This window comes from Streptomyces sp. NPDC026301 (genome assembly GCF_055567935.1).
In genome coordinates this window covers 1-21424 of sequence record NZ_JBVHPN010000005.1, presented here as the reverse complement: position 1 = coordinate 21424, position 21424 = coordinate 1, and the positions used below count along the sequence as shown (strand labels likewise).

Below are 21424 nucleotides of genomic sequence, written 5' to 3'. Positions count from 1 at the left end.
GCGCATGGCGCGGCCGGACTTCGACCGGCGGCGTCCCCCGCCCCTCCGCGCAGCCGCCCCACCCGCCCCGGCGTACGCCCGAAGCGGGCGCTGTGAACCTCGCGCGGCCCCCTGTGACAGGGCTGTGACAGTCGGCGGACACCGCGATGAAACTGCCGCGGCAGAGTTTCTGTCACCGGGTGGGGAAGACGGCCCGGCAAGCAGCTGAACGAGCCGGCTCTACCGACGGGGGGCGCGAGATGAACACACTGCACAGCACCGCCAACAGCGCAGTAATCACGCGGCTTCACGATGTCGTAAGGGCCGGGGAGAAGTCCGGTGCCGCGATCGGGCGGGGGTGCGCTCGCGGCACCGGGCGTCAGCGCCAGGCCGCGTTCTTCGTGACGCCGGTCGAGGCCGTTGACACCGTCGTGGGGGGAACCAACGGGGGAAGCGACGGGGGAAACGCGTACGGGGAGGCCACGGGGGAACGGAGCCCCGCGTCGGAGGCCGTGGACAGCGAAGCCGAGTTCACCGCCTACGTCCAGGAGCGCCGCGCCTCCCTGTACGCCACCGCCTACCACCTGACCGGTGACCGCTTCGAGGCCGAGGACCTGCTGCAGAGCGCGCTGTTCTCGACCTACCGGGCGTGGGACCGGATCAGCGACAAGGGGGCGGTCGGCGGGTACCTGCGCCGCACGATGACCAACCTGCACATCAGTGCCTGGCGTCGGCGGAAGCTCAACGAGTACCCCACCGAGGAACTGCCGGAGACGGCCGGCGACCACGACGCGATGCGCGGCACCGAGCTGCGCGCCGTGCTGTGGCAGGCGCTGGCCAAGCTGCCCGAGACCCAGCGCACGATGCTCGTCCTGCGCTACTACGAGGGCCGGACGGACCCGGAGATCGCCGACATACTGAACATCAGCGTCGGCACGGTGAAGTCGAGCATCTGGCGTTCGCTGCGGCGGCTGCGCGAGGACGACGTCCTCAGCTTCGGCCGCGACCAGGAGGAGTCCTTCGGCGCGCTGGTGGCCTGAGGGGCCGGCCCGAGGGGGGCCGGGAAAACGGGGGAGGCACGGGGGAAGAGGGAGCGGGAACCGGCAGCCGGGGGGTCTGCCGATTCCCGCTTCTTCATGCTGTCCGGCCGGTTTCCCGGGGCGCGGGCGTACGGGGGCCGGGGGCCGCCGCCGCTATCCGCGCCAGCGCCTCCGGCTTCGCGCAGGCGTACGCGCCCAGCGCGGTCTGCCGCGCCACCACCGACCGCTCGGCGCGCAGCAGCCGCAGCCCCCGGCGCACCAGATACCCCGCGGGCTTGCGGGCCTCGCGCAGGTCCCGCAGCAGCCGCCGCCGGAAGGTCGTGGTGGCCCTGCCGCGCAGACACAGCGCGTCGGCCAGTACGCCCGCCGCCCGGCAGTCCGCGACGATCTCCGCGGCGAAGATGCCCTCGGCGATGAAGAGCGGCGCCCCCGCCAGCTCCAGCTTGCCCTCGCCGACCCGGGAGCTGCTGGCGATGTCGTAGTCGGGGACGGCCGTGCGGCCCGTACGGCACAGCTCCTCGACGGCCGCGAGCGCGGCGGCCGCGTCCCACGACAGCGGCGAGTCCCAGTCGGCGCCGCCGCCGTCCGGGAGCTGCGGCAGGGAGGCGTCCGTGGCCTCCTTGTAGAAGTCGTCCAGGCGCAGCACGGGCAGTCCCGTGCGGGCGGCGAGGGAGGACTTTCCGGAGCCGGAGGGGCCGGTCAGCAGGACGACGCGCGCGTACGGTGCACCGAGGAGAAAGCTCACGGGCACCCATTGTCCCGCATTCGCCCGTGTGAGCTACCCCAGCCGCACAAGGTGGAATGTGGACACATCCGTCAACTACGCTGCGCATCCGACCCATTACGCACGATCAGGACACCGGCGGCGGTGCGGCGGTCGGCATCGCCGCCGCCACGCGATCCACAGGCAGGTGCTCATGGCCTCTCACGCACGTCCTCCCCACCATGTCCGCACCGCGCGCGGGCTGTTGCTGCGCGCCGGGCTGGCGGTGTCCGTGGCGGGCGCCGCACTCGCCGCCGGCGCCTCGACCGCTTCCGCCGCCGACGGGAAGTCCGACCCGGCGAGCCTGGAGGACATCCGGGCGGCCACGAGCTCCACGGTCGGCGCGCTGCAGCAGGCCACCAGCAGCGGCCTGGGCACGGTCAAGAACCTCCGCCTGAACCCCCTCGCCGGCACCGGCACCGACCCGCTGGACAACGCCGTCGGCACCCAGATCGCCGACTTCAAGCCGATCAGCACGGCGGTGCTGACCGCCCCGCTGACCAGCGGCGCTTCGCTGGGCCAGCTGCCCGTCGTGGGCACGCTGACGCAGGCCCTGCCGGGGTAGGACGCCCCGTATACGCGCAGGGCGCCCGCAGCCGTCCGTACGTACGGCTGCGGGCGCCCTCGCGTGCGCCGTGCGGCGTCCTCAGACGCCCATCGGGTGCCACACCGTCTTGGTCTCCAGGAAGGCCAGCATCCGGCCGGTGCCCGGGTCGGCGGCCCAATCCACAGCCTGTGGACGCAGGACGCGCTTGAGGTTGTCGGCCGCGGCGGTTTCCAGCGCGGTCGCCTCCGCCGCGTCGCCGGACACGCCCGCGAGGTCGATCGCGTTGACGTCCTGGTGCGCGGCCAGCGGCCCGGCGATCTCCGCGGTACGGCCCGACAGTACGTTCACCACGCCGCCCGGCAGGTCGGAGGTGGCCAGCACCTCGGCCAGCGACAGGGCCGGCAGCGGCGCCTTCTCGCTCGCGACCGCCACGACGGTGTTACCGGTGACGATCGCCGGCGCGAGCACCGACACCAGCCCCAGGAACGAGGACTCCTGCGGCGCCAGTACGGCCACCACGCCGGTCGGCTCCGGCGTGGAGAGGTTGAAGTACGGGCCCGCGACCGGGTTGGCGCCGCCCGCGACCTGGGCGATCTTGTCGGACCAGCCCGCGTACCAGACCCACCGGTCGATGGCCGCGTCCACCTGCGCCGACGCCTTGGACTTCGACAGGCCCTCGGCGTCGGCGACCTCCGCGACGAACTGCTCGCGGCGGCCCTCCAGCATCTCGGCGATCCGGTACAGGATTTGCCCGCGGTTGTACGCGGTGGCGCCCGACCAGCCGCCGAACGCCTTGCGCGCCGCGACGACCGCGTCCCGGGCGTCCTTGCGGGAGGCGAGCGGGGCGTTGGCCAGCCACTTCCCCTTTGCGTCCGTCACCTCGTACACCCGCCCGCTCTCGGACCGGGGGAACTTGCCCCCGACGTACAGCTTGTAGGTCTTGAAGACGCTCAGCCGATCAGACATTGAGGTACGCCTCCAGACCGTGCCGGCCGCCCTCGCGGCCGAAGCCCGACTCCTTGTAGCCGCCGAACGGCGAGGCCGGGTCGAACTTGTTGAACGTGTTGGACCAGACGACGCCCGCGCGCAGCTTGCCCGCGGTCCACAGGCTGCGGGAGCCCTTCTCGGTCCAGATGCCCGCCGACAGGCCGTACGGCGTGTTGTTCGCCTTGGCCACGGCCTCCTCCGGCGTACGGAAGGTCAGTACCGACAGTACCGGGCCGAAGATCTCCTCGCGGGCGATGCGGTGTGCCTGCGTGACGCCGGTGAACAGGGTCGGCGCGAACCAGTACCCCTCACCGGGCAGTTCGCAGGCCGGCGCCCAGCGCTCGGCGCCCTCGGCCTCGCCCGCGGCGGCCAGTTCCTTGATGCGGCCGAGCTGCTCGGCGGAGTTGATCGCGCCGATGTCGGTGTTCTTGTCCAGCGGGTCGCCGACGCGCAGGGTCTGCATCCGGCGCTTGAGCGCGTCCAGCACCTCGTCCTGGACGGACTCCTGCACCAGCAGCCGGGACCCGGCGCAGCACACATGCCCCTGGTTGAAGAAGATCCCGTTGACGATGCCCTCGACGGCCTGGTCGATCGGCGCGTCGTCGAAGACGATGTTCGCGGCCTTGCCGCCCAGCTCCAGGGTGAGCTTCTTGTCCGTCCCCGCGACCGTGCGGGCGATGGCCTTGCCGACCTCGGTGGAGCCGGTGAAGGCCACCTTGCCGATGCCCGGGTGGGCGACCAGCTCGGCTCCGGTCGAGCCGTCGCCGGTCAGGATGTTGACGACGCCCTTGGGCAGGCCCGCCTGGCGGCAGATGTCCGCGAAGAACAGGGCGGAGAGCGGGGTGGTCTCGGCGGGCTTCAGCACGACCGTGTTGCCGCAGGCCAGCGCCGGGGCGATCTTCCACGCCAGCATCAGCAGGGGGAAGTTCCAGGGGATGACCTGGCCCGCGACGCCCAACGGCCGCGGGTCCGGGCCGAGGCCCGCGTGGCCGAGCTTGTCGGCCCAGCCCGCGTAGTAGAAGAAGTGCGCGGCGACCAGCGGCAGGTCGGAGTCGCGCGACTCCTTGATCGGCTTGCCGTTGTCCAGCGACTCCAGCACCGCCAGCTCGCGCGAGCGCTCCTGGATCAGCCGCGCGATCCGGAAGAGGTACTTGGCGCGCTCGGTGCCGGGCAGTGCCGACCACTTCTCGAACGCCTTGCGCGCCGCCTTCACGGCGCGCTCGACGTCGGCGGTCCCGGCCTGCGCGACCTCGGAGAGCACCTCCTCGTTCGCGGGCGAGACGGTCTTGAAGACCTTGCCGTCGGCGGCCTCGGTGAACTCGCCGTCGATGAACAGGCCGTAACTCGGCGCGATGTCGACGACCGCGCGCGACTCCGGCGCCGGCGCGTACGCGAAAGTCTGCTTTTCGAATGCCATGGGGTCTCAGTCCACCGTCACGTAGTCGGGGCCGGAGTAGCGGCCGGTGCCGAGCTTCTGGCGCTGCATCAGCAGGTCGTTGAGGAGGCTGGACGCGCCGAAGCGGAACCAGTCGGCGGTCAGCCACTCCTCGCCGAGCGTCTCGTTGACCATGACCAGGTACTTGATCGCGTCCTTGGACGTGCGGATGCCGCCGGCCGGCTTCACCCCGACCTGTACCCCGAGCTGCGCGTGGAAGTCGCGTACGGCCTCCAGCATCAGCAGGGTCACCGGGGGAGTGGCGTTCACGCCGACCTTGCCGGTGGAGGTCTTGATGAAGTCGGCGCCCGCGAGCATCGCGAGCCAGGAGACGCGGCGGACGTTGTCGTACGTCTGGAGCTCGCCGGTCTCGAAGATGACCTTGAGGTGCGCCGCGCTGCCGTCCGCGCGGACGCACGCCTCCTTGACGGCCCGGATCTCCTCGAAGACGTCCAGGTACCGGCCGGAGAGGAACGCGCCCCGGTCGATCACCATGTCGATCTCGTCGGCGCCGGCCGCGACCGCGTCCCGGGTGTCGGCGAGCTTCACCGGCAGCGCGGCGCGGCCCGCGGGGAACGCGGTGGCCACGGAGGCGACGTGCACACCGGAGGCGCCGAGCGCGTCCTTGGCCGTCGCCACCATGTCCGGGTAGACGCAGATCGCGGCGACCTGCGGCACGGTGCGGTCCGTGGGGTCGGGGCTGACGCCCTTGGCGCACAGGGCCCGGACCTTGCCCGGGGTGTCCGCTCCTTCGAGCGTCGTCAGGTCGATCATCGAGATGGCGAGGTCGATGGCGTACGCCTTCGCCGTGTTCTTGATCGAGCGGGTGCCGAGCGCGGCGGCGCGGGCCTGGAGCCCTACCGCGTCGACGCCCGGGAGTCCGTGCAGGAAGCGGCGCAGCGCCCGGTCGTCGGCGGTCACGTCCGCCATCGTCGCCAGACGCCCCGCGGCCTCTTTGCCGTATGCGGGAACAGTGGTGGGCATGGTCACGAGGGGAGCATATCTACGCGCGTAGTGATGCGTCACCCCTCCGGGTGGAACCGCGGAATTCCCGGCGCCCCGCCCGAAGCCGCGCATCGATGCCGGACCGCAACGTCCGAATGCCGGACTCTCGGGCACAATCGCCCCTATGACGAGCCCGGACAACTCCTCCACAACCCCCGCGCAGCCCTACGCGGACCGCAGCTACCGGTCGCCCGCTGCCCTGGTCGGCGGCGTCCTGCTGCTCGCGCTGCTCGCCTGGCTGGGCATCGACGCGCTGGTGCGCGGCAGCGCGCACACCCGCCTGCTGGCGGTGGCCGGGCTGCTGTTCGCCGTGCCGCTGGTGACCGCGTACACGCTGCGTCCCGTGGTCCGCGCGAACGAGGACCGGCTCACCGTACGGAACCCCTTCCGCACGATCGTGCTGCCCTGGGCCGCGGTGGACGCCCTGCGCGCGTCCTTCTCCTGCGAGGTGCTCGCGGGCGAGAAGAAGTACCAGCTGTGGTCGATCCCGGTCTCGCTGCGGCAGCGCAAGCGGGCGAACCGCGCGTCGGCGAAGGCCGGGGCCGCGGGGCCCGGCGCCGAGCCGGCCGAGGTGCGGCGGGCTTCGGCGGACCGGTCGCTGGACGAGCTGCGGGAGCTGTGCGAGCGGTACGCCTCCGGCGAGGGTGCGCAGGGGGCCGTCACGGTCCGCTGGGCTTACGAGGTCATCGCGCCGATCGTGGTCGGCGGGGTCGGGCTGGCGGTGCTGGTCGCGCTGTAGGCGCGAAAATCCAGCCTGTCCGGCGCCTGAGGGCCGGATCCGGGGGTGGGCGGTGCGGCCCGGACGCCGGGTGCCGCGCCGTTGTGGCTGGTCGCGCAGTTCCCCGCGCCCCTGATGGGGCGGGCCCGGAGGCCCGCCCCCAGGGCGATCAGAGGCCGGCGGCCGCCGACAGGTCGGCCTTCACCGAGGCCAGCGCGGCATCCGCCGCGACCCGCGCGTCCGGGAGCCCCTCCCGCGACGCGACCGGTACCACGGCCTCCAGGTAGCACTTCAGCTTCGGCTCGGTGCCGCTGGGCCGGACGACGACGCGCCCCGCGGCGACGGAGCCCGCGCCGGAGAGCGTGTACCGCAGGCCGTCGGTCGGCGGCAGCGTCTCCGTCCCCCGCGACAGGTCCTCGGCCGCGGCCACCGCGAGCCCGCCGAGCGCGGCCGGCGGCTGCTCGCGCAGCCGGCGCATCGCGTCGGCGATGACGGACAGGTCCTCGACGCGTACGGAGAGCTGGTCCGTGGCGTGCAGCCCGTGCTCCACGGCCAGGTCGTCCAGCAGGTCGGTCAGCGTGCGCCCGTCCCGCTTGAGGACGGCCGCGAGCTCGGTGATCAGCAGCGCCGCCGTGATGCCGTCCTTGTCCCGCACCCCGGCCGGGTCCACCGCGTAGCCCAGCGCCTCCTCGAAGGCGTACCGCAGGCCGTCGACGCGGGCCAGCCACTTGAAGCCGGTCAGCGTCTCGGTGTACGGCAGGCCGGCCGCCGCGGCGATTCGGGAGAGCAGCGAGGAGGAGACGATCGTCGTGGCGAGCGTGCCCTGCGCGCCCGTGCCGACCACATGGGCGGCGAGCAGCGCGCCGACCTCGTCACCGCGCAGCATCCGCCAGCCCGAGGGCGTCCCCGGGGCCGGTACGGCGACGGCGCAGCGGTCCGCGTCCGGGTCGTTGGCGATGACGATGTCGGGGGCCTGCGCGGCCGTACGGGCCGCCTCGAAGGCCAGGTCCATCGCCCCCGGCTCCTCGGGGTTGGGGAACGCGACCGTCGGGAAGTCCGGGTCGGGGTCGCCCTGCTCGGCCACCACGACCGGCGCCGGGAACCCGGCCCGCTCGAACGCCGCCACGAGGACATCGCGGCCGACGCCGTGCATCGGCGTGTAGACGACGCGGGTGTCACGGGGCGAGCCGGGGGTCAGCACCGCCTCCGTACGGGCCAGGTAGGCCTCCAGGACGTTTTCGCCGAGCACGTCCCAGCCGCGCTCCGGGCGCGCCACGCCGGTGAGCGGGCCGACCGCGGCGATGCGGGCGGCGATCTCGCCGTCGGCGGGCGGCACGATCTGCGAGCCGTCGCCGAGGTAGACCTTGTAGCCGTTGTCGCGGGGCGGGTTGTGGCTGGCGGTGACCTCGACGCCGGCCACGGCGCCCAGGTGCCGGATCGCGAAGGCGAGCACGGGCGTGGGCAGCGGGCGGGGCAGCAGCGCGGCCTTCAGGCCCGCGCCGACCATCACCGCGGCGGTGTCCCGCGCGAAGTCGGCGCTCTTGTGGCGCGCGTCGTAGCCGATGACGACCAGGCCGTCGCCCTGGCCCTGGTCCTTGAGGTACGCGGCCAGCCCGGCCGCGGCGCGGATGACGACGGCGCGGTTCATCCGCATCGGGCCCGCGCCCAGCTCGCCGCGGAGCCCCGCGGTGCCGAACTGCAGGGTGCCGGCGAACCGCTCCGCCAGCGCGTCGGTGTCCTCGGTCTCGATGAGCTTGGCCAGCTCTTCGCGGGTCTCCGGGTCGGGGTCCTCGGCCAGCCAGACCTTCGCCCGGCCGGCCAGCTCCTCGGGGACGGTTGCCACGGTGATGCTCCTGCCTGTGGGTGCGTGAGGGGTGCCTGTGGGTGCGGTACGGGTGCGGTACGGGACCGGGGCGTGCGCGTGCCTTACGGACGGGCCGGCGTACGCCCTGGTTCCCTTCCCGGGGCGCACGTGCCGGTTCCCGGACGCTGCGGACCCGGGCGCGCGCGTGCGGCGCGTGCCCGGGTGCACGGGGACGGCGCGTGTCCCGGTGTACGGGGACGGCGCGTGCCCAGGCGGTACGGGGACGGCGCGTGTCCCGGCTCGTAACCCATACCCCGCGCCCGGCGCGAACGGCGGGAACCGGCCGCTTCCTGGCCGGTTCCGTGCCGCCGGGTCAGATCTTGCCCAGCACCTGGCCGAGCAGGCTGCCCATGCGGGTCGCGGAGTCGCGGCCGGCCTGGAGCACCTCTTCGTGGTTGAGCGGCTCGCCGGTCATGCCCGCGGCGAGGTTGGTCACCAGGGACAGGCCCAGCACCTCGGCACCCGCCTCACGTGCGGCGATGGCCTCCAGGACGGTGGACATGCCGACCAGATCGGCGCCCAGCGTGCGGATCATCCGGATCTCGGCGGGGGTCTCGTAGTGCGGCCCGGGGAACTGGGCGTACACGCCCTCTTCCAGGGTCGGGTCGACCTCCTTGCACAGCGCGCGCAGCCGCGGCGAGTACAGGTCGGTCAGGTCGACGAAGTTCGCGCCGACGATGGGGGAGGTGGCGGTGAGGTTCAGGTGGTCGCTGATGAGGACCGGCTGGCCGGGGCGCATGCCCTCGCGCAGGCCGCCGCACCCGTTGGTGAGCACGATCGTCTTGCAGCCGGCGGCCACGGCGGTACGGACGCCGTGCGAGACGGCGGCCACTCCGCGGCCCTCGTAGTAGTGCGTGCGGCCGAGGAAGACCAGCGCGCGCTTGTCGCCGAGGGCGTACGAGCGGATCTTGCCGCCGTGGCCCTCCACGGCCGGGGGCGGGAAGCCCGGCAGTTCGGTGACGAGGAATTCGTGCTCGGGCTCGCCCAGCGCCTCGGCGGCCGGGGCCCAGCCCGAGCCCATGACCAGGGCAACGTCGTGGGTCTCGGCGCCGGTCAGCTCGCGCAGGCGGTCGGCGGCGTCGGTGGCGGCGGTACGCGGGTCGCTCGCCAGGTCCGGGGTAACTGATGCGTTCACGCGGACGAGGGTAGCCGGTAATCGCCTACGCGCGTAGATGTGTCTCGTCACGGACCTCCGGCGCAGCGGTTGTGGCTTCCTATGAGAGGGCCGTCGGCCGGCCCCTCAGCACGGCCGTTTCCGCAGCTCCATGACGTAGTCGTGGGGTGCGCCCGCCGACTCCGCGGCGTCGGCGATCTCACCGAGGTACCGGGCGGAGGGCAGCCCGCCCTCGTACCCGTTCAGGACGTACAGCCAGGCCGCCTCGTCGCCGTCCAGGGTGTGCACGCGCACCCGCATCCGGCGGTATATGTCCATCCCGACGCCCTCCCAGCGGTCCATCGACTCCTCGTCCATGGGGGCGATGTCGTACAGCGCGACGAAGACCTGGGAGCGCGGTGCCTCCACCAGCGTGGCGAGCGCTCCCTCCCAGCCCATCTGCTCCCCGCCGAACGTGAGCCGCCAGCCGTTCAGCCAGCCGGTGCCGCGCAGTGGTGAGTGGGGAGCGCGGCGGGACATCAGCCGCGCGTCGAGGTTGCCGGCGTAGGCGGCGTAGAGCGACATGGCTCAGAGGGTACGGGAGCGCGGGCCGCGTCCCGTGGATCCGCCGGGGCCACCGCGTCCGGCCTGCGGTCATGAGGCCCGCGGTCCATACGGCGGCCCCCGCGCTGAGCGCGCGAGCGGCGTGCGGGACAATGGAGTACGTACTGCATCCCCCCGGGGGGCGACCCCCGGACCCCCGGCCGGTACCGCGCCGGGTGGGCCGGAAACGAGAGCGCGAGGCGTAATCCCCTTGACCCGGATCGTGATCATCGGTGGCGGACCCGGCGGCTACGAAGCGGCGCTGGTGGGCGCCCAGCTCGGCGCGGAGGTGACCGTCGTCGACTGCGACGGCCTCGGCGGCGCATCGGTGCTCACCGACTGCGTGCCTTCGAAGACGCTGATCGCGACGGCCGAGGTGATGACCACCTTCGACTCGTCGTACGAAGAGCTCGGCATCATCGTCGAGGACGACACCCCGCACATCGACCGCCCCGCGCGCGTCGTCGGCGTGGACCTCGGCAAGGTCAACCGCCGCGTGAAGCGCCTCGCGCTCGCCCAGTCCCACGACATCACCGCCTCCGTCACCCGCGCCGGCGGCCGGGTCCTGCGCGGCCGCGGCCGGCTGGAGCCGGGCCAGGCCGTGGACGGCTCCCGCAAGGTCACGGTGACCGCCGCCGACGGTACGGAGGAGACGCTCACCGCCGACGCCGTACTGGTCGCGACCGGCGCCCACCCGCGCGAGATCCCCGACGCGCAGCCCGACGGCGAGCGCATCCTGAACTGGACGCAGGTCTACGACCTGGACGAGCTCCCCGAGGAGCTCATCGTGGTCGGCTCGGGTGTCACCGGTGCCGAGTTCGCCGGCGCGTACCAGGCCCTCGGCTCCAACGTCACCCTCGTCTCCTCCCGCGACCGCGTGCTCCCGGGCGAGGACCCGGACGCCGCCGCCGTCCTGGAGGACGTCTTCCGCCGCCGCGGCATGAACGTCATGTCCCGCTCCCGCGCCGCCTCCGCCAAGCGGGTCGGCGACCGGGTCGAGGTCACTCTTTCGGATGGTCGGACGATCTCCGGCACGCACTGCCTGATGGCCGTCGGCTCGATCCCGAACACCGAGGGCGTCGGCCTGGAAGAGGCCGGCGTCAAGCTCAAGGAGTCCGGCCACATCTGGACCGACAAGGTCTCCCGCACCTCGGCGCCCGGCGTGTACGCGGCCGGCGACTGCACCGGCGTCTTCGCGCTCGCCTCCGTCGCGGCCATGCAGGGCCGGATCGCGATGTACCACTTCCTCGGCGACGCGGTGGCCCCGCTGAACCTCAAGACGGTCTCCGCGAACGTCTTCACCGACCCGGAGATCGCCACGGTCGGTTACAGCCAGGCCGACGTCGACAACGGCAGGATCGACGCCCGGGTCGTGAAGCTGCCGCTGCTGCGCAACCCGCGCGCGAAGATGCAGGGCATCCGCGACGGCTTCGTCAAGCTCTTCTGCCGCCCCGGCACGGGCATTGTCGTGGGCGGTGTGGTCGTATCACCGCGCGCGAGCGAACTGATTCATCCGATATCGATCGCGGTCGACAACAATCTGACGGTGGAGCAGATCGCCAGCGCCTTCACGGTCTACCCCTCGCTGTCCGGCTCGATAGCCGAGGTCGCACGGCAGTTGCACACGCGCAAGACCGCCGGGGAGTGACGCCGGGCGTCCGTTGCGAACACGTTCGCACGGACGCCCGCCCTATATCACTCGCGGGTGTCGCAGACGAACAACTTCCGATAATTGGTGCAACCTGCTGAAAACAGACGGTCGTTGGCGTTACTGTCAGTTTCGTGTTCGCTGCAGAACGTCGCCAATTGATCCTTGAAATGGTGCGAGCGAACGGAGCGGTTTCGCTCCGTGAGCTCGCCCGCGTCGTCCAGACCTCAGAAGTGACCGTACGGCGGGACGTGCGGGCACTGGAGGCAGAAGGACTGCTCGACCGCCGGCACGGCGGTGCGGTGCTGCCGGGTGGCTTCACCCGCGAATCCGGCTTTCCGCAGAAATCCCATCTAGCAACCGCGGAGAAGACGGCCATCGCCGATCTCGCCGCGGGCTTCGTCGAAGAAGGCGAGGCGATCGTCGTCGGCGCGGGGACGACCACACAGGAGCTGGCCCGCCGGCTCGCCCGGGTACCGGGCCTCACCGTGGTGACCAACTCCCTGCTGGTCGCCCAGGCCCTGGCGCACGCCAACCGCGTCGAAGTCGTGATGACCGGCGGCACGCTCCGGGGCTCCAACTACGCGCTGGTCGGCAGCGGCGCCGAGCAGTCCCTCCAGGGGCTGCGGGTCTCCCGTGCCTTCCTGTCGGGCAGCGGCCTGACCGCCGAGCGCGGACTCTCCACCTCCAACATGCTCTCCGCCAGCGTCGACAGAGCGCTGGTGCAGGCGGCGGCCGAGGTGGTCGTCCTCGCCGACCACACCAAGCTCGGCACGGACACCATGTTCCAGACCGTGCCGACCGACGTCATCACCCGCCTGGTGACCGACGAGCCGCCCGGCCACGACGACCGTGCCGCGACCGAACTGCAGGCCCTGGCCGACCAGGGCGTACAGATCACGGTCGCCGGCGGGGCCGCGGCCGCGGCCGCCCAGGGCCAAGGAGGCGCGGAGGGCACCCCGGCGGCCGACCGCCGGGGGCCGAGAAGGGAGGTACCACTGCCCGGCCAGCGCCGCAGTCATCCGACGGCGGGCCCCGGCGCAGCGCCACAGCTGCGCTCGGCCCCACTGACCGCCGATCCGCAGGGCGGCCGGGTCGCCGACCTGGCGCCGCGACGGCGCTGAGCGCTGGGAACCGCGGGGTCCCAGCCGCTCGGACGCGCTTCAGTACGTCGCTTTACGTCGCTGTACGCCGCTCACAGCCGGGTTCGTACGCCGTCGCTCACCGGCCGGCCTTCAGGCCGGTCAGCGTGAGCGTCAGCAGCCGGTCGGCCAGTTCCGGGTCGTCCGGCGACTCCTCGGCGGCCAGCGCGATGCCGTTGGTCAGCTGCATCAGGTCGCGGATGTCCACATCGGGCCGCACGGCGCCGGACCGCTGGGCGCGGGTGAGCAGCACGCCGCCCGCCTCCCGCATCGGCCGGCTGCACCGTGCCAGCCCGGAGCTCTCGTCGGCCGGCGCCGCCATCAGCGCGCGCGACAGGCCGCGGTAGGTACTGGCGTGCGTGATGATCGCGCGCAGCCACTCCACGAGCGCCGTGCAGGGCTGCGGCGCGTCCCCCAGCTCCCGCGCGCGGGTCAGCAGGGCGTCCACCTCCCCCTGGAAGACGGCGCCCATCAGCGCGGTGCGGTTGGGGAAGTGGCGGTAGAGCGTCCCGATGCCGACGCCGGCACGGCGCGCGATGTCCTCCAGCGAGGTGTCCGTGCCGCGCTCGGTGAAGGCCGTACGCGCCTCCGCCAGCAGCCGGTCGTAGTTCCGGCGCGCGTCGGCACGCATGGGGCGTGCGGAATCGGTGTGCGCCGTCTCGGTGGCCATCGCCGTCCTTCCTGTACCTGCCCGTCCGTAGGCAGGGCTCACCTCAACGGTATCGGGTGGCCGTGGTGTCCGGCCGGGCTGCCGCAGGGGCCCCATACGACGCGAGGAGCGCCCGGCTCGGCCGGCCGGGCGCCCCTCACTCGCGTACGACGGTCCTGCCGTCCGCGCTCAGTCCTCGATCCGGCGGATCAGTCCTTGATCTCGCAGATCACGGCGCCGGAGGTGACGGAGGCGCCGACCTCGGCGGACAGGCCCTTGACGGTGCCGGAGCGGTGGGCGTTCAGCGGCTGTTCCATCTTCATGGCCTCCAGGACGACGACCAGGTCGCCCTCCTTGACCTCCTGGCCCTCCTCCACCGCGATCTTCACGATGGTGCCCTGCATCGGCGAGGCGAGCGCGTCGCCGGAGGCGGCGGAGCCGGACTTCTTGGCGGCCTTGCGCTTGGGCTTGGCGCCCCCGGCCACCGCGGCGCGCGCCAGCGGCATGCCCAGCGAGGCCGGGAGGGAGACCTCCAGGCGCTTGCCGCCGACCTCGACCACGACGGTCTCGCGGGTGTCGGTCTCGGCCTCGTCGGCGCCGGGCGCCGCGAACGGCTTGATGTCGTTGACGAACTCGGTCTCGATCCAGCGGGTGTGGACCTGGAACGGCTCGGTGGAGCCGGTCAGCTCCGGCGCGAACGCCGGGTCCTTGACGACCGTCCGGTGGAAGGGGATGGCGGTGGCCATGCCCTCCACGGTGAACTCGTCCAGGGCGCGGGCCGCGCGCTGCAGCGCCTGCTGGCGGGTGGCACCGGTAACGATCAGCTTGGCCAGCAGGGAGTCCCAGGCCGGGCCGATGACGCTGCCGGACTCCACGCCCGCGTCCAGGCGCACGCCCGGGCCGGCCGGGGCCTCGAACTTGGTGACCGTGCCGGGCGCCGGCAGGAAGCCGCGGCCGGGGTCCTCGCCGTTGATGCGGAACTCGAAGGAGTGGCCGCGCACCGGCGGGTCGTCGTAGCCCAGCTCCTCGCCGTCCGCGATGCGGAACATCTCGCGGACCAGGTCCAGCCCGGTGACCTCCTCGGTGACCGGGTGCTCGACCTGCAGACGGGTGTTGACCTCCAGGAAGGAGATCGTGCCGTCCTGGCCGACCAGGAACTCACAGGTGCCCGCGCCCTCGTAGCCGGCCTCCTTGAGGATGGCCTTGGACGCCCGGTACAGCTCGGCGTTCTGCTCCTGCGTCAGGAACGGCGCGGGCGCCTCCTCCACCAGCTTCTGGTGGCGGCGCTGCAGCGAGCAGTCACGCGTGGAGACCACCACGACGTTGCCGTGCTTGTCGGCCAGGCACTGGGTCTCCACGTGGCGCGGCCGGTCCAGGTAGCGCTCCACGAAGCACTCCCCGCGGCCGAAGGCGGCGACCGCCTCGCGCACCGCGGAGTCGTACAGCTCGGGAACTTCCTCCAGGGTGCGGGCGACCTTCAGGCCGCGGCCGCCACCGCCGAAGGCCGCCTTGATGGCGATCGGCAGCCCGTGCTGCTCGGCGAAGGCGACGACCTCGTCCGAGCCGGAGACCGGGTCGGAGGTGCCGGCCACCAGCGGGGCGCCGGCGCGCTGGGCGATGTGCCTCGCTGCGACCTTGTCGCCCAGGTCGCGGATGGCCTGCGGCGGCGGGCCGATCCAGATCAGCCCGGCGTCCAGCACGGCCTGGGCGAACTCGGCGTTCTCGGAGAGGAAGCCGTAGCCGGGGTGGATGGCATCCGCGCCCGAATCGGCGGCCGCGGCAAGGACCTTGGCGATGTCCAGGTAGCTGGTGGCAGGAGTGTCACCGCCCAGGGCGTAAGCCTCATCCGCCGCACGGACGTGCAGGGCATCCCGGTCAGGGTCGGCGTAGACGGCTACGCTCCCGATCCCGGCGTCCCGGCATGCCCGGGCCACGCGGACAGCGATTTCGCCACGGTTGGCGATGAGCACCTTGCGCACGATGGCTCCCTCCTCGAAACAAGCTGAGTTTAGGGACTGACGACACCACGTGCCGAGTCGCCCCTGAGGGTGAGCTTCCCCACAAGGCGCCGGTGTCCGGCGCGAGCCACGCGCCGAAGTCCCCTGCATTCCAGGGTATGCCCGGAATCCCGGGCGCACGACGGAGACCTGGTGTGGGCAAGGTCTCGGTTGACCCGACTTCCCTACGGCGCGGTTTCTTTGTGGAGACCCTACGAATGGCGGAACGAAACTTTGCCGGGTGGGTGTCGGGTGCGACGCACGGGAAGCCCGCTTGCCGCACACCCCTTGTCCTGTCTATTACCCAGCAGTAGCGTGCACCCGTCTTCTGTACTCGCGGTAACAGGCGCGCGAACGCGCCGGACAACAGCGGAAGTGGGTGGGTGCGGTGGCGGCACGCAGGCCGGTGGCCGTGGTGACGGCGGTGGTACTGGTCCTGGAAGCGGCCGGGATCGTGCTGCTCAACTGGATCCTGAGCGTCTTCGTCGACAAGCAGCAGATGTCGATGGCGGGCCTCAAGACACACGCGATGGCGGCCGGGGCGTGGATCGGCGGCCTCGTCTTCGGGCTCTACCTGCTGTTCTGCGCGTACCTCGCGCTGCGCTGCGCGATCCGCGACCGCGCGCCCGGCGGCTTCGCCCGCGTCGTACTGATCGGCTGCGCGGTGATCCACGGCGTGGTCGGCGCGTTCACGGTCGGCCTGGTCGGCTGGACCGCGTTCATCGGCGCGATGGTCGTCCTCGGCCTGCTCATCTTCACCCTGCTGGCGTACGCCCCGACGACGGGGACCGCCGAACCGGCGGGCGGTCCCGAATCGGCCGGCGGTCCCGAGCCGGCCGCTACCCCCACAGCTCCGTGATCCCGACCCCCAACTCCGCCAGTTGGCGGCGGAGGAGGGGCAGGGAGAGGCCGATGACGTTGCCCGGGTCGCCGTCGATGCCGTCGATGAAGGGGGCCGAGCGGCCGTCGAGGGTGAAGGCGCCCGCGACGTACAGCGGTTCGCCGCTGGCCACGTAGGCGGCGATCTCCGCGTCGGACGGCTCGCCGAAGCGGACCGTGGTGGCGGCGGTCGCCGAGACCCGGCGGCCGCTCTCCGTGTCGATGACGCAGTGCCCGGTCTGCAGCACGCCCGACCGGCCGCGCATCGACTTCCAGCGCGCCGTGGCGTCCTCGGCGTCGGCCGGCTTGCCCAGCGCGCGCCCGTCCAGCTCCAGTACGGAGTCGCAGCCGACGACCAGAGCGCCGGCGGCCTCCGTGCGCCGGGCCACGGCGTCGGCCTTGGCCTCGGCCAGTACGCGGGCCAGCTCGCCCGGGGTGTCGGCGGACAGCGCGTCCTCGTCCACGCCGCTGACGATGACCTCGGGGGCCAGGCCGGCCTGGCGCAGCAGGCCGAGGCGGGCGGGGGACTGGGAGGCGAGCACGAGGCGGCGGGGCTGTTCGGTCATGCGGGTCATGGTAGGCCGAAAGGGTCAGGCGGAGGCCCTCACCCCAGGCGGGCCGAGATCTCCTCGGCGGCGGCCGTGACCGGGGTGACGGCGGCCTCGGCGATGTCCTGGCGGTGGGTGATCAGGTTGATGCCGGCCGGGCCGTCGGGGTGGGCGGTGCGGATCGGGGCCGCGACCGCGAAGGTGCCCGTCACCACCTCGCCCGCGGTCAGCGCGTACCCCCGCTCCCGGGCCTCGGTGACCCGGGCCGGCTCGCCGGCCGCCGGAGGGCCGCCCGCGAGCAGGGCGATGCCGGCCGCGCCGCGGTCCAGGGGGTCGCGGTTGCCGACGCGGTAGGAGAAGCGCGGGCCATGCGTGGCGGGTTCGACGACCGTGACGGCCACCGCCGCGTCGTCGTCGCGCACGACCAGGCAGGCGGTCGCCTCCAGTTCGTCGGCCAGCCGGCGCAGCACCTGTTCGGCGACCTCCCGCAGCCGCGGCCGCACCTGCTCGGCGAGCCCCACCAGGTCGGCGCCGACCCGGTAGCGCGCCTCGTCGTCCCGTACCGCGAAGTGCTGGCGTACCAGGGACATCAGCAGCCGGTACGCGACCGAGCGGTGCACGCCCAGTGCGGCGGCGATCTCGGTCGCGGTCATCCCGTGCGGTGCGCCGGCGATCAGGCGGAGCGCGCGCAGCCCGCGTTCCAGCGTCTGGGACCCCTCGGCGGGGCGCGGCTCGTCCATTCCCACCTGCTCAGTCTTCCATGCCGTCAGGGCCGGCCCGGCGAGCCGGCCGGCGGGCTATTGACAGGCGTGCGGTGCGCGGCCACAGTCGGTGACGCGTTCGGATATCAGTGAGCAGTGTCCGTTATTTGCAACGCATCCGCTCCGAGGGTGCGAGGAGGGGGCGCTCGACCCCATGCCGTACTACCGTCGCGCCGGCGAGGTCCCGGCCAAGCGGCACACCCAGCACCGCCGTCCCGACGGCGGTCTGTACTACGAGGAGCTGATGGGCGAGGAGGGCTTCTCCTCCGACTCCTCGCTGCTCTACCACCGGGCGATCCCCTCGGCGATCACCGGCAGCCGGGCCTGGGAGCTGCCCGACCTCACCACCGTCGCCAACCACCCCCTCAAGCCCCGGCACCTGAAGCTGCCCGCGCTCTTCGCGGCCGCCGACCCGGCCGCCACGGACGCGGTCACCGGGCGCCGCCTGCTGCTCGGCAACGAGGACGTGCGGATCGGTTACGTCGTGGCGGGCGCGGTCTCGCCGCTGTACCGGAACGGCGTCGGCGACGAGTGTGTGTACGTGGAGAGCGGTACGGCCCGGCTGGAGACCGTCTTCGGCGTGCTGGACGCGGGGCCCGGCGACTACCTCGTCATCCCGCGAGCCACCACCCACCGCTGGGTGCCCACCGGGGACGCGCCGCTGCGCGCGTACTGCGTCGAGGCGAACAGCCACATCGCCCCGCCGGCCCGCTACCTGTCCCGGTACGGGCAGCTGCTGGAGCACGCCCCGTACTGCGAGCGGGATCTGCGCGGGCCCGAGGGGCCGCTGCTCGTCGAGGCGGCGGAGGAGGGGGAGGCGGAGGTTCTGGTCAAGCACCGCGGGCCGGGGCCCGGCGGGCTGGCCGGATCGGTACTGACCTACCCCACCCACCCCTTCGATGTGGTGGGCTGGGATGGCTGTCTGTACCCGTACGCCTTCAGCGTCCACGACTTCGAGCCGCTGACGGGGCGGGTGCACCAGCCGCCGCCCGTCCACCAGGTCTTCGAGGGGCACAACTTCGTGATCTGCAACTTCGTGCCGCGCAAGGTCGACTACCACCCGCTGTCGATCCCGGTGCCGTACTACCACTCCAACGTCGACTCCGACGAGGTCATGTTCTACTGCGGCGGCGACTACGAGGCACGCAAGGGCTCCGGCATCGGGCAGGGCTCGGTGTCGCTGCACCCGGGCGGGCACGCGCACGGCCCGCAGCCCGGCGCCTACGAACGCAGCATCGGCGCGGAGTTCTTCGACGAACTGGCCGTCATGGTCGACACCTTCCGCCCGCTCGGTCTCGGCGAGGGCGGTGCCGCCTGTGAGGACGAGGGGTATGCCTGGACGTGGGCCGGTGGCCACGGACCTCTGGAGGCGTGAGCGATGACCGTATCCGCGTTGTACGAACGGCTCGTGGACGATGCCGGGCTCTTCCCGCCCGAGCAGCTGGAGATGGCCGCCGCGGTCGCCCGGCACCGTGCCGACGCGGCGGCCGGCGATCCGCGGCTCAGCCACCGGTTCCTGTGCCCGGCGGGGCGGCTGCCGGAGCTGTCGGCGGCGCTGGGCGAGGAGGACCGCTTCCGGGTGGGGCTGATCAGTCCGCTGGAGTGGGGCGCGCTGGTCGACGCGCACCGCCGGCTCGCCGCCGACGGCCGGCTGCGGCTGGTGGCACTGGAGGGCCCGGCGCCGGAGGCGCCCGACCTGGTCACGGCCGTCCGGCAGGCCGCCGACGCGCTCAAGAACCTGCCGTACGGGCCGCCGCCCGGCTTCCCCCAGTACGTCGAGATCCCGCTCACGGACGGGTGGGAGGCCGCCCTCGACGAGCTGGGCGCCGCCGGGCTCGCCGCCAAGGTGCGCTGCGGCGGCGTCCGTCCCGAGCTGTTCCCCGCGACCGAGCAGCTGGCGGTGTTCGTGTCCGCGTGCGTGCGGCGCGGGCTGCCCTTCAAGGCCACCGCCGGGCTGCACCACGCCGTGCGGTACCGCGACGCGCGCACCGGCTTCACCCACCACGGCTTCCTCAACCTGCTGCTGGCGGTCTGCCGGGCGGCGGACGGCGCCGCGCCCGACGGCGTCGAGGCCGTGCTGCGGTCCACCGATCCCGTCGCGCTGGCCGCCGAGGCCCGCGCGGTGACCCCGGCCCTCGCCGCGCGTACCCGCGCGGTGTTCGCGGGGTACGGCTCGTGCAGTACCCGCGAACCACTGGAAGACCTGCGGGCCATGGGCCTGACCGGCCCCGGCCCCTCCACCGACACCCCCACCGACAGGGAGCTGGACGCATGACGACCCGATCCTGGGTGCCCGTACCGGAGCACTCCGACTTCCCCGTGCAGAACCTGCCGTACGGGATCTTCTCCCGCGCGGGGGAGCCGCCGCGGGCCGGCGTGGCGATCGGCGAGCACGTCCTGGACCTGTCACGGCTCGGCGCGGACGCCGGACTCCCGTACGCGGAGGACTTCGCGGCGCCGACCCTGAACCCCTTCATGGCGCGCGGCCGGGAGGCGTGGCGTGCGGTGCGGGCCCGGCTGACCGAGCTGCTGACCGACGCGCGCCACCGGGCCGCCGTCGAGCCGCATTTGGTGCCGCGGGACGCGGTGACCCTGCACCTGCCGTTCGAGGTCGCCGACTACGTCGACTTCTACGCGTCCGAGCACCACGCGTCCAACGTGGGCCGGGTCTTCCGCCCGACGCAGCCGCCGCTCACCCCGAACTGGAAGCATCTGCCGATCGGTTACCACGGCCGCGCGGGCACGGTCGTGGTCTCCGGGACCCCGGTCGTGCGGCCGTGCGGCCAGCGCAAGGCCCCCGACGCCGAGGCGCCCGGCTTCGGCCCGTCGGTCCGGCTGGACATCGAGGCCGAGGTCGGCTTCGTCGTCGGTACGCCGTCCGAGCTGGGCCGCCCGGTGGCCGCGGCGGACTTCGCCGACCATGTCTTCGGCGTCGTCCTGGTCAACGACTGGAGCGCGCGCGACATCCAGGCGTGGGAGTACGTGCCGCTGGGCCCGTTCCTCGGCAAGTCCTTCGCGACCTCGGTGTCCCCGTGGGTGGTGCCGCTGGAGGCGCTGGAGGCGGCGCGGGTGGCGCCGCCGGCGCAGGACCCGGAGCCGCTGCCGTACTTGCGTACGGACGAGCCGTGGGGCCTGGACCTGGCGATCGAGGTGGCGTGCAACGGCGAGGTGGTCTCCCGGCCGCCGTTCCGCACCATGTACTGGACGGCCGCCCAGATGCTCGCCCATATGACCGTCAACGGCGCGAGCCTGCGCACCGGCGACTTCTACGCCTCAGGGACGGTCTCGGGCCCGGACCCCGACCAGCGCGGCTCGTTCCTCGAACTGGGCTGGAACGGCACCGAACCGGTCAAGCTCGCCGACGGCTCCACCCGCGCCTACCTCGCCGACGGCGACACCGTCACGCTCCGTGCCACGGCGCCGGGCCCCGACGGCACCCGCCTCGGCTTCGGCGAGGTCACGGGCACGGTACGGCCGGCGCACGGCGCGGCGGGATCAGCCCGACAGGCCGAGCAGCAGCAGTAAAAGCACCGCGGCCACCGCCAGCACGATGCCGGCCCGACGGAGCATGGCCTCGGCCTTGCGCAGCTCCTCGGAGGGATCGTCGGGCGGATCGGACCACAGCATGCTTCCGATCGTGCGCTTCTCGCCGCGGCGGCGCCTGAGTACGCGTACTCCAAAGCCGCCGCGACGTCGACCGGTCAGCGCGGCCCGAAGCTGGTACGCCCGGCGGGTTGGAACGGGTTCGGAATCCATCGCGGTACGA

General features: G+C 73.0%; 21 protein-coding genes. 9 read left to right on the top strand and 12 right to left on the bottom strand.

Annotated features, from left to right (window positions below):
• Positions 1-239 precede the first annotated feature (239 nt).
• Entirely contained in the window at positions 240-1019 is a 780-nt protein-coding gene (locus tag ACZ4MH_RS09815) for a SigE family RNA polymerase sigma factor (protein ID WP_351590886.1), read from the top strand.
• Between the two features lie 94 nt (positions 1020-1113).
• Here the strand turns inward: ACZ4MH_RS09815 and ACZ4MH_RS09810 are convergent, their stop codons facing one another.
• The gene (locus tag ACZ4MH_RS09810; RefSeq protein WP_351590889.1) at positions 1114-1764 is read right to left on the bottom strand and encodes a uridine kinase family protein; all 651 of its coding nucleotides are present in this window, start codon (positions 1762-1764) and stop codon (positions 1114-1116) included.
• Between the two features lie 172 nt (positions 1765-1936).
• Between ACZ4MH_RS09810 and ACZ4MH_RS09805 the strand changes: the two genes are divergently transcribed.
• Positions 1937-2347, top strand: coding sequence for a hypothetical protein (locus tag ACZ4MH_RS09805; protein ID WP_351590892.1), 411 nt, complete (start codon positions 1937-1939; stop codon positions 2345-2347).
• Positions 2348-2428: 81 nt separating this feature from the next.
• Here ACZ4MH_RS09805 and ACZ4MH_RS09800 read toward each other — a convergent pair whose 3' ends face one another.
• The 3 genes from ACZ4MH_RS09800 to deoC are packed head-to-tail and all read right to left on the bottom strand — an operon-like array spanning position 2429 to position 5735.
• On the bottom strand, positions 2429-3295 hold the full coding sequence (locus ACZ4MH_RS09800; RefSeq protein WP_351590894.1) for an aldehyde dehydrogenase family protein: 867 nt from the start codon (positions 3293-3295) through the stop codon (positions 2429-2431).
• Positions 3288-4733 (bottom strand): aldehyde dehydrogenase family protein, encoded by a 1446-nt coding sequence (locus tag ACZ4MH_RS09795; RefSeq protein ID WP_351590896.1) that lies wholly within the window; start codon positions 4731-4733, stop codon positions 3288-3290. The genes ACZ4MH_RS09800 and ACZ4MH_RS09795 overlap by 8 nt, the downstream gene beginning before the upstream one ends.
• Before the next feature lie 6 nt (positions 4734-4739).
• A complete protein-coding gene (deoC, locus tag ACZ4MH_RS09790) occupies positions 4740-5735 on the bottom strand; it encodes a deoxyribose-phosphate aldolase (RefSeq protein WP_351590898.1) in 996 nt (331 codons plus the stop codon).
• Between the two features lie 145 nt (positions 5736-5880).
• Between deoC and ACZ4MH_RS09785 the strand changes: the two genes are divergently transcribed.
• Positions 5881-6495: a PH domain-containing protein gene (locus tag ACZ4MH_RS09785; RefSeq protein ID WP_351590901.1), complete on the top strand. Its 615-nt coding sequence runs from the start codon at positions 5881-5883 to the stop codon at positions 6493-6495.
• 148 nt (positions 6496-6643) lie between these two features.
• Here ACZ4MH_RS09785 and ACZ4MH_RS09780 read toward each other — a convergent pair whose 3' ends face one another.
• From ACZ4MH_RS09780 to ACZ4MH_RS09770, 3 genes are all read right to left on the bottom strand, one after another.
• Entirely contained in the window at positions 6644-8317 is a 1674-nt protein-coding gene (locus ACZ4MH_RS09780; protein WP_351590903.1) for a phospho-sugar mutase, read from the bottom strand.
• Between the two features lie 334 nt (positions 8318-8651).
• Positions 8652-9473 carry a purine-nucleoside phosphorylase gene (locus ACZ4MH_RS09775; RefSeq protein WP_351590906.1) on the bottom strand — a complete coding sequence of 274 codons (822 nt, stop codon included), beginning with the start codon at positions 9471-9473 and terminating at the stop codon, positions 8652-8654.
• A 105-nt stretch (positions 9474-9578) separates the two neighbouring features.
• Positions 9579-10016, bottom strand: coding sequence for a gamma-glutamylcyclotransferase family protein (locus tag ACZ4MH_RS09770; RefSeq protein ID WP_030254019.1), 438 nt, complete (start codon positions 10014-10016; stop codon positions 9579-9581).
• Positions 10017-10245: 229 nt separating this feature from the next.
• On the opposite strand from ACZ4MH_RS09770, the gene ACZ4MH_RS09765 reads away from it, so the two are divergent.
• Both ACZ4MH_RS09765 and ACZ4MH_RS09760 read left to right on the top strand, forming a co-directional pair.
• Positions 10246-11682: an NAD(P)H-quinone dehydrogenase gene (locus tag ACZ4MH_RS09765; protein WP_351590910.1), complete on the top strand. Its 1437-nt coding sequence runs from the start codon at positions 10246-10248 to the stop codon at positions 11680-11682.
• A 134-nt stretch (positions 11683-11816) separates the two neighbouring features.
• Complete coding sequence (locus tag ACZ4MH_RS09760; protein WP_351590913.1) at positions 11817-12806, top strand: DeoR/GlpR family DNA-binding transcription regulator; 990 nt, start codon at positions 11817-11819, stop codon at positions 12804-12806.
• 97 nt (positions 12807-12903) lie between these two features.
• Here ACZ4MH_RS09760 and ACZ4MH_RS09755 read toward each other — a convergent pair whose 3' ends face one another.
• Positions 12904-13494, bottom strand: coding sequence for a TetR/AcrR family transcriptional regulator (locus tag ACZ4MH_RS09755; RefSeq protein ID WP_467754444.1), 591 nt, complete (start codon positions 13492-13494; stop codon positions 12904-12906).
• Positions 13495-13682: 188 nt separating this feature from the next.
• A complete protein-coding gene (locus tag ACZ4MH_RS09750; protein WP_351590916.1) occupies positions 13683-15452 on the bottom strand; it encodes an acetyl/propionyl/methylcrotonyl-CoA carboxylase subunit alpha in 1770 nt (589 codons plus the stop codon).
• Positions 15453-15858: 406 nt separating this feature from the next.
• Here ACZ4MH_RS09750 and ACZ4MH_RS09745 point away from each other — a divergent pair, with 406 nt between their 5' ends.
• Entirely contained in the window at positions 15859-16329 is a 471-nt protein-coding gene (locus ACZ4MH_RS09745) for a hypothetical protein (RefSeq protein ID WP_467754443.1), read from the top strand.
• On the opposite strand, the gene ACZ4MH_RS09740 is transcribed toward ACZ4MH_RS09745, so the two are convergent.
• Complete coding sequence (locus ACZ4MH_RS09740) at positions 16310-16915, bottom strand: Maf family protein (protein ID WP_351590922.1); 606 nt, start codon at positions 16913-16915, stop codon at positions 16310-16312. The genes ACZ4MH_RS09745 and ACZ4MH_RS09740 overlap by 20 nt on opposite strands.
• Positions 16916-16953: 38 nt before the next feature.
• On the bottom strand, positions 16954-17637 hold the full coding sequence (locus ACZ4MH_RS09735; RefSeq protein ID WP_351590925.1) for an IclR family transcriptional regulator: 684 nt from the start codon (positions 17635-17637) through the stop codon (positions 16954-16956).
• A gap of 175 nt (positions 17638-17812) precedes the next feature.
• On the opposite strand from ACZ4MH_RS09735, the gene ACZ4MH_RS09730 reads away from it, so the two are divergent.
• The 3 genes from ACZ4MH_RS09730 to fahA are packed head-to-tail and all read left to right on the top strand — an operon-like array spanning position 17813 to position 21183.
• Complete coding sequence (locus ACZ4MH_RS09730) at positions 17813-19033, top strand: homogentisate 1,2-dioxygenase (protein ID WP_351590928.1); 1221 nt, start codon at positions 17813-17815, stop codon at positions 19031-19033.
• Positions 19034-19036: 3 nt separating this feature from the next.
• Positions 19037-19933, top strand: coding sequence for a hypothetical protein (locus ACZ4MH_RS09725; RefSeq protein ID WP_351590931.1), 897 nt, complete (start codon positions 19037-19039; stop codon positions 19931-19933).
• Positions 19930-21183 (top strand): fumarylacetoacetase, encoded by a 1254-nt coding sequence (fahA, locus tag ACZ4MH_RS09720; protein ID WP_351590934.1) that lies wholly within the window; start codon positions 19930-19932, stop codon positions 21181-21183. Before ACZ4MH_RS09725 ends, fahA begins: the two co-directional genes overlap by 4 nt.
• Here the strand turns inward: fahA and mmpB are convergent.
• Positions 21154-21285, bottom strand: a complete 132-nt coding sequence (gene mmpB / locus ACZ4MH_RS09715; protein WP_351590937.1) for a morphogenic membrane protein MmpB — start codon at positions 21283-21285, stop codon at positions 21154-21156. The genes fahA and mmpB overlap by 30 nt on opposite strands.
• Between the last annotated feature and the right edge of the window lie 139 nt (positions 21286-21424).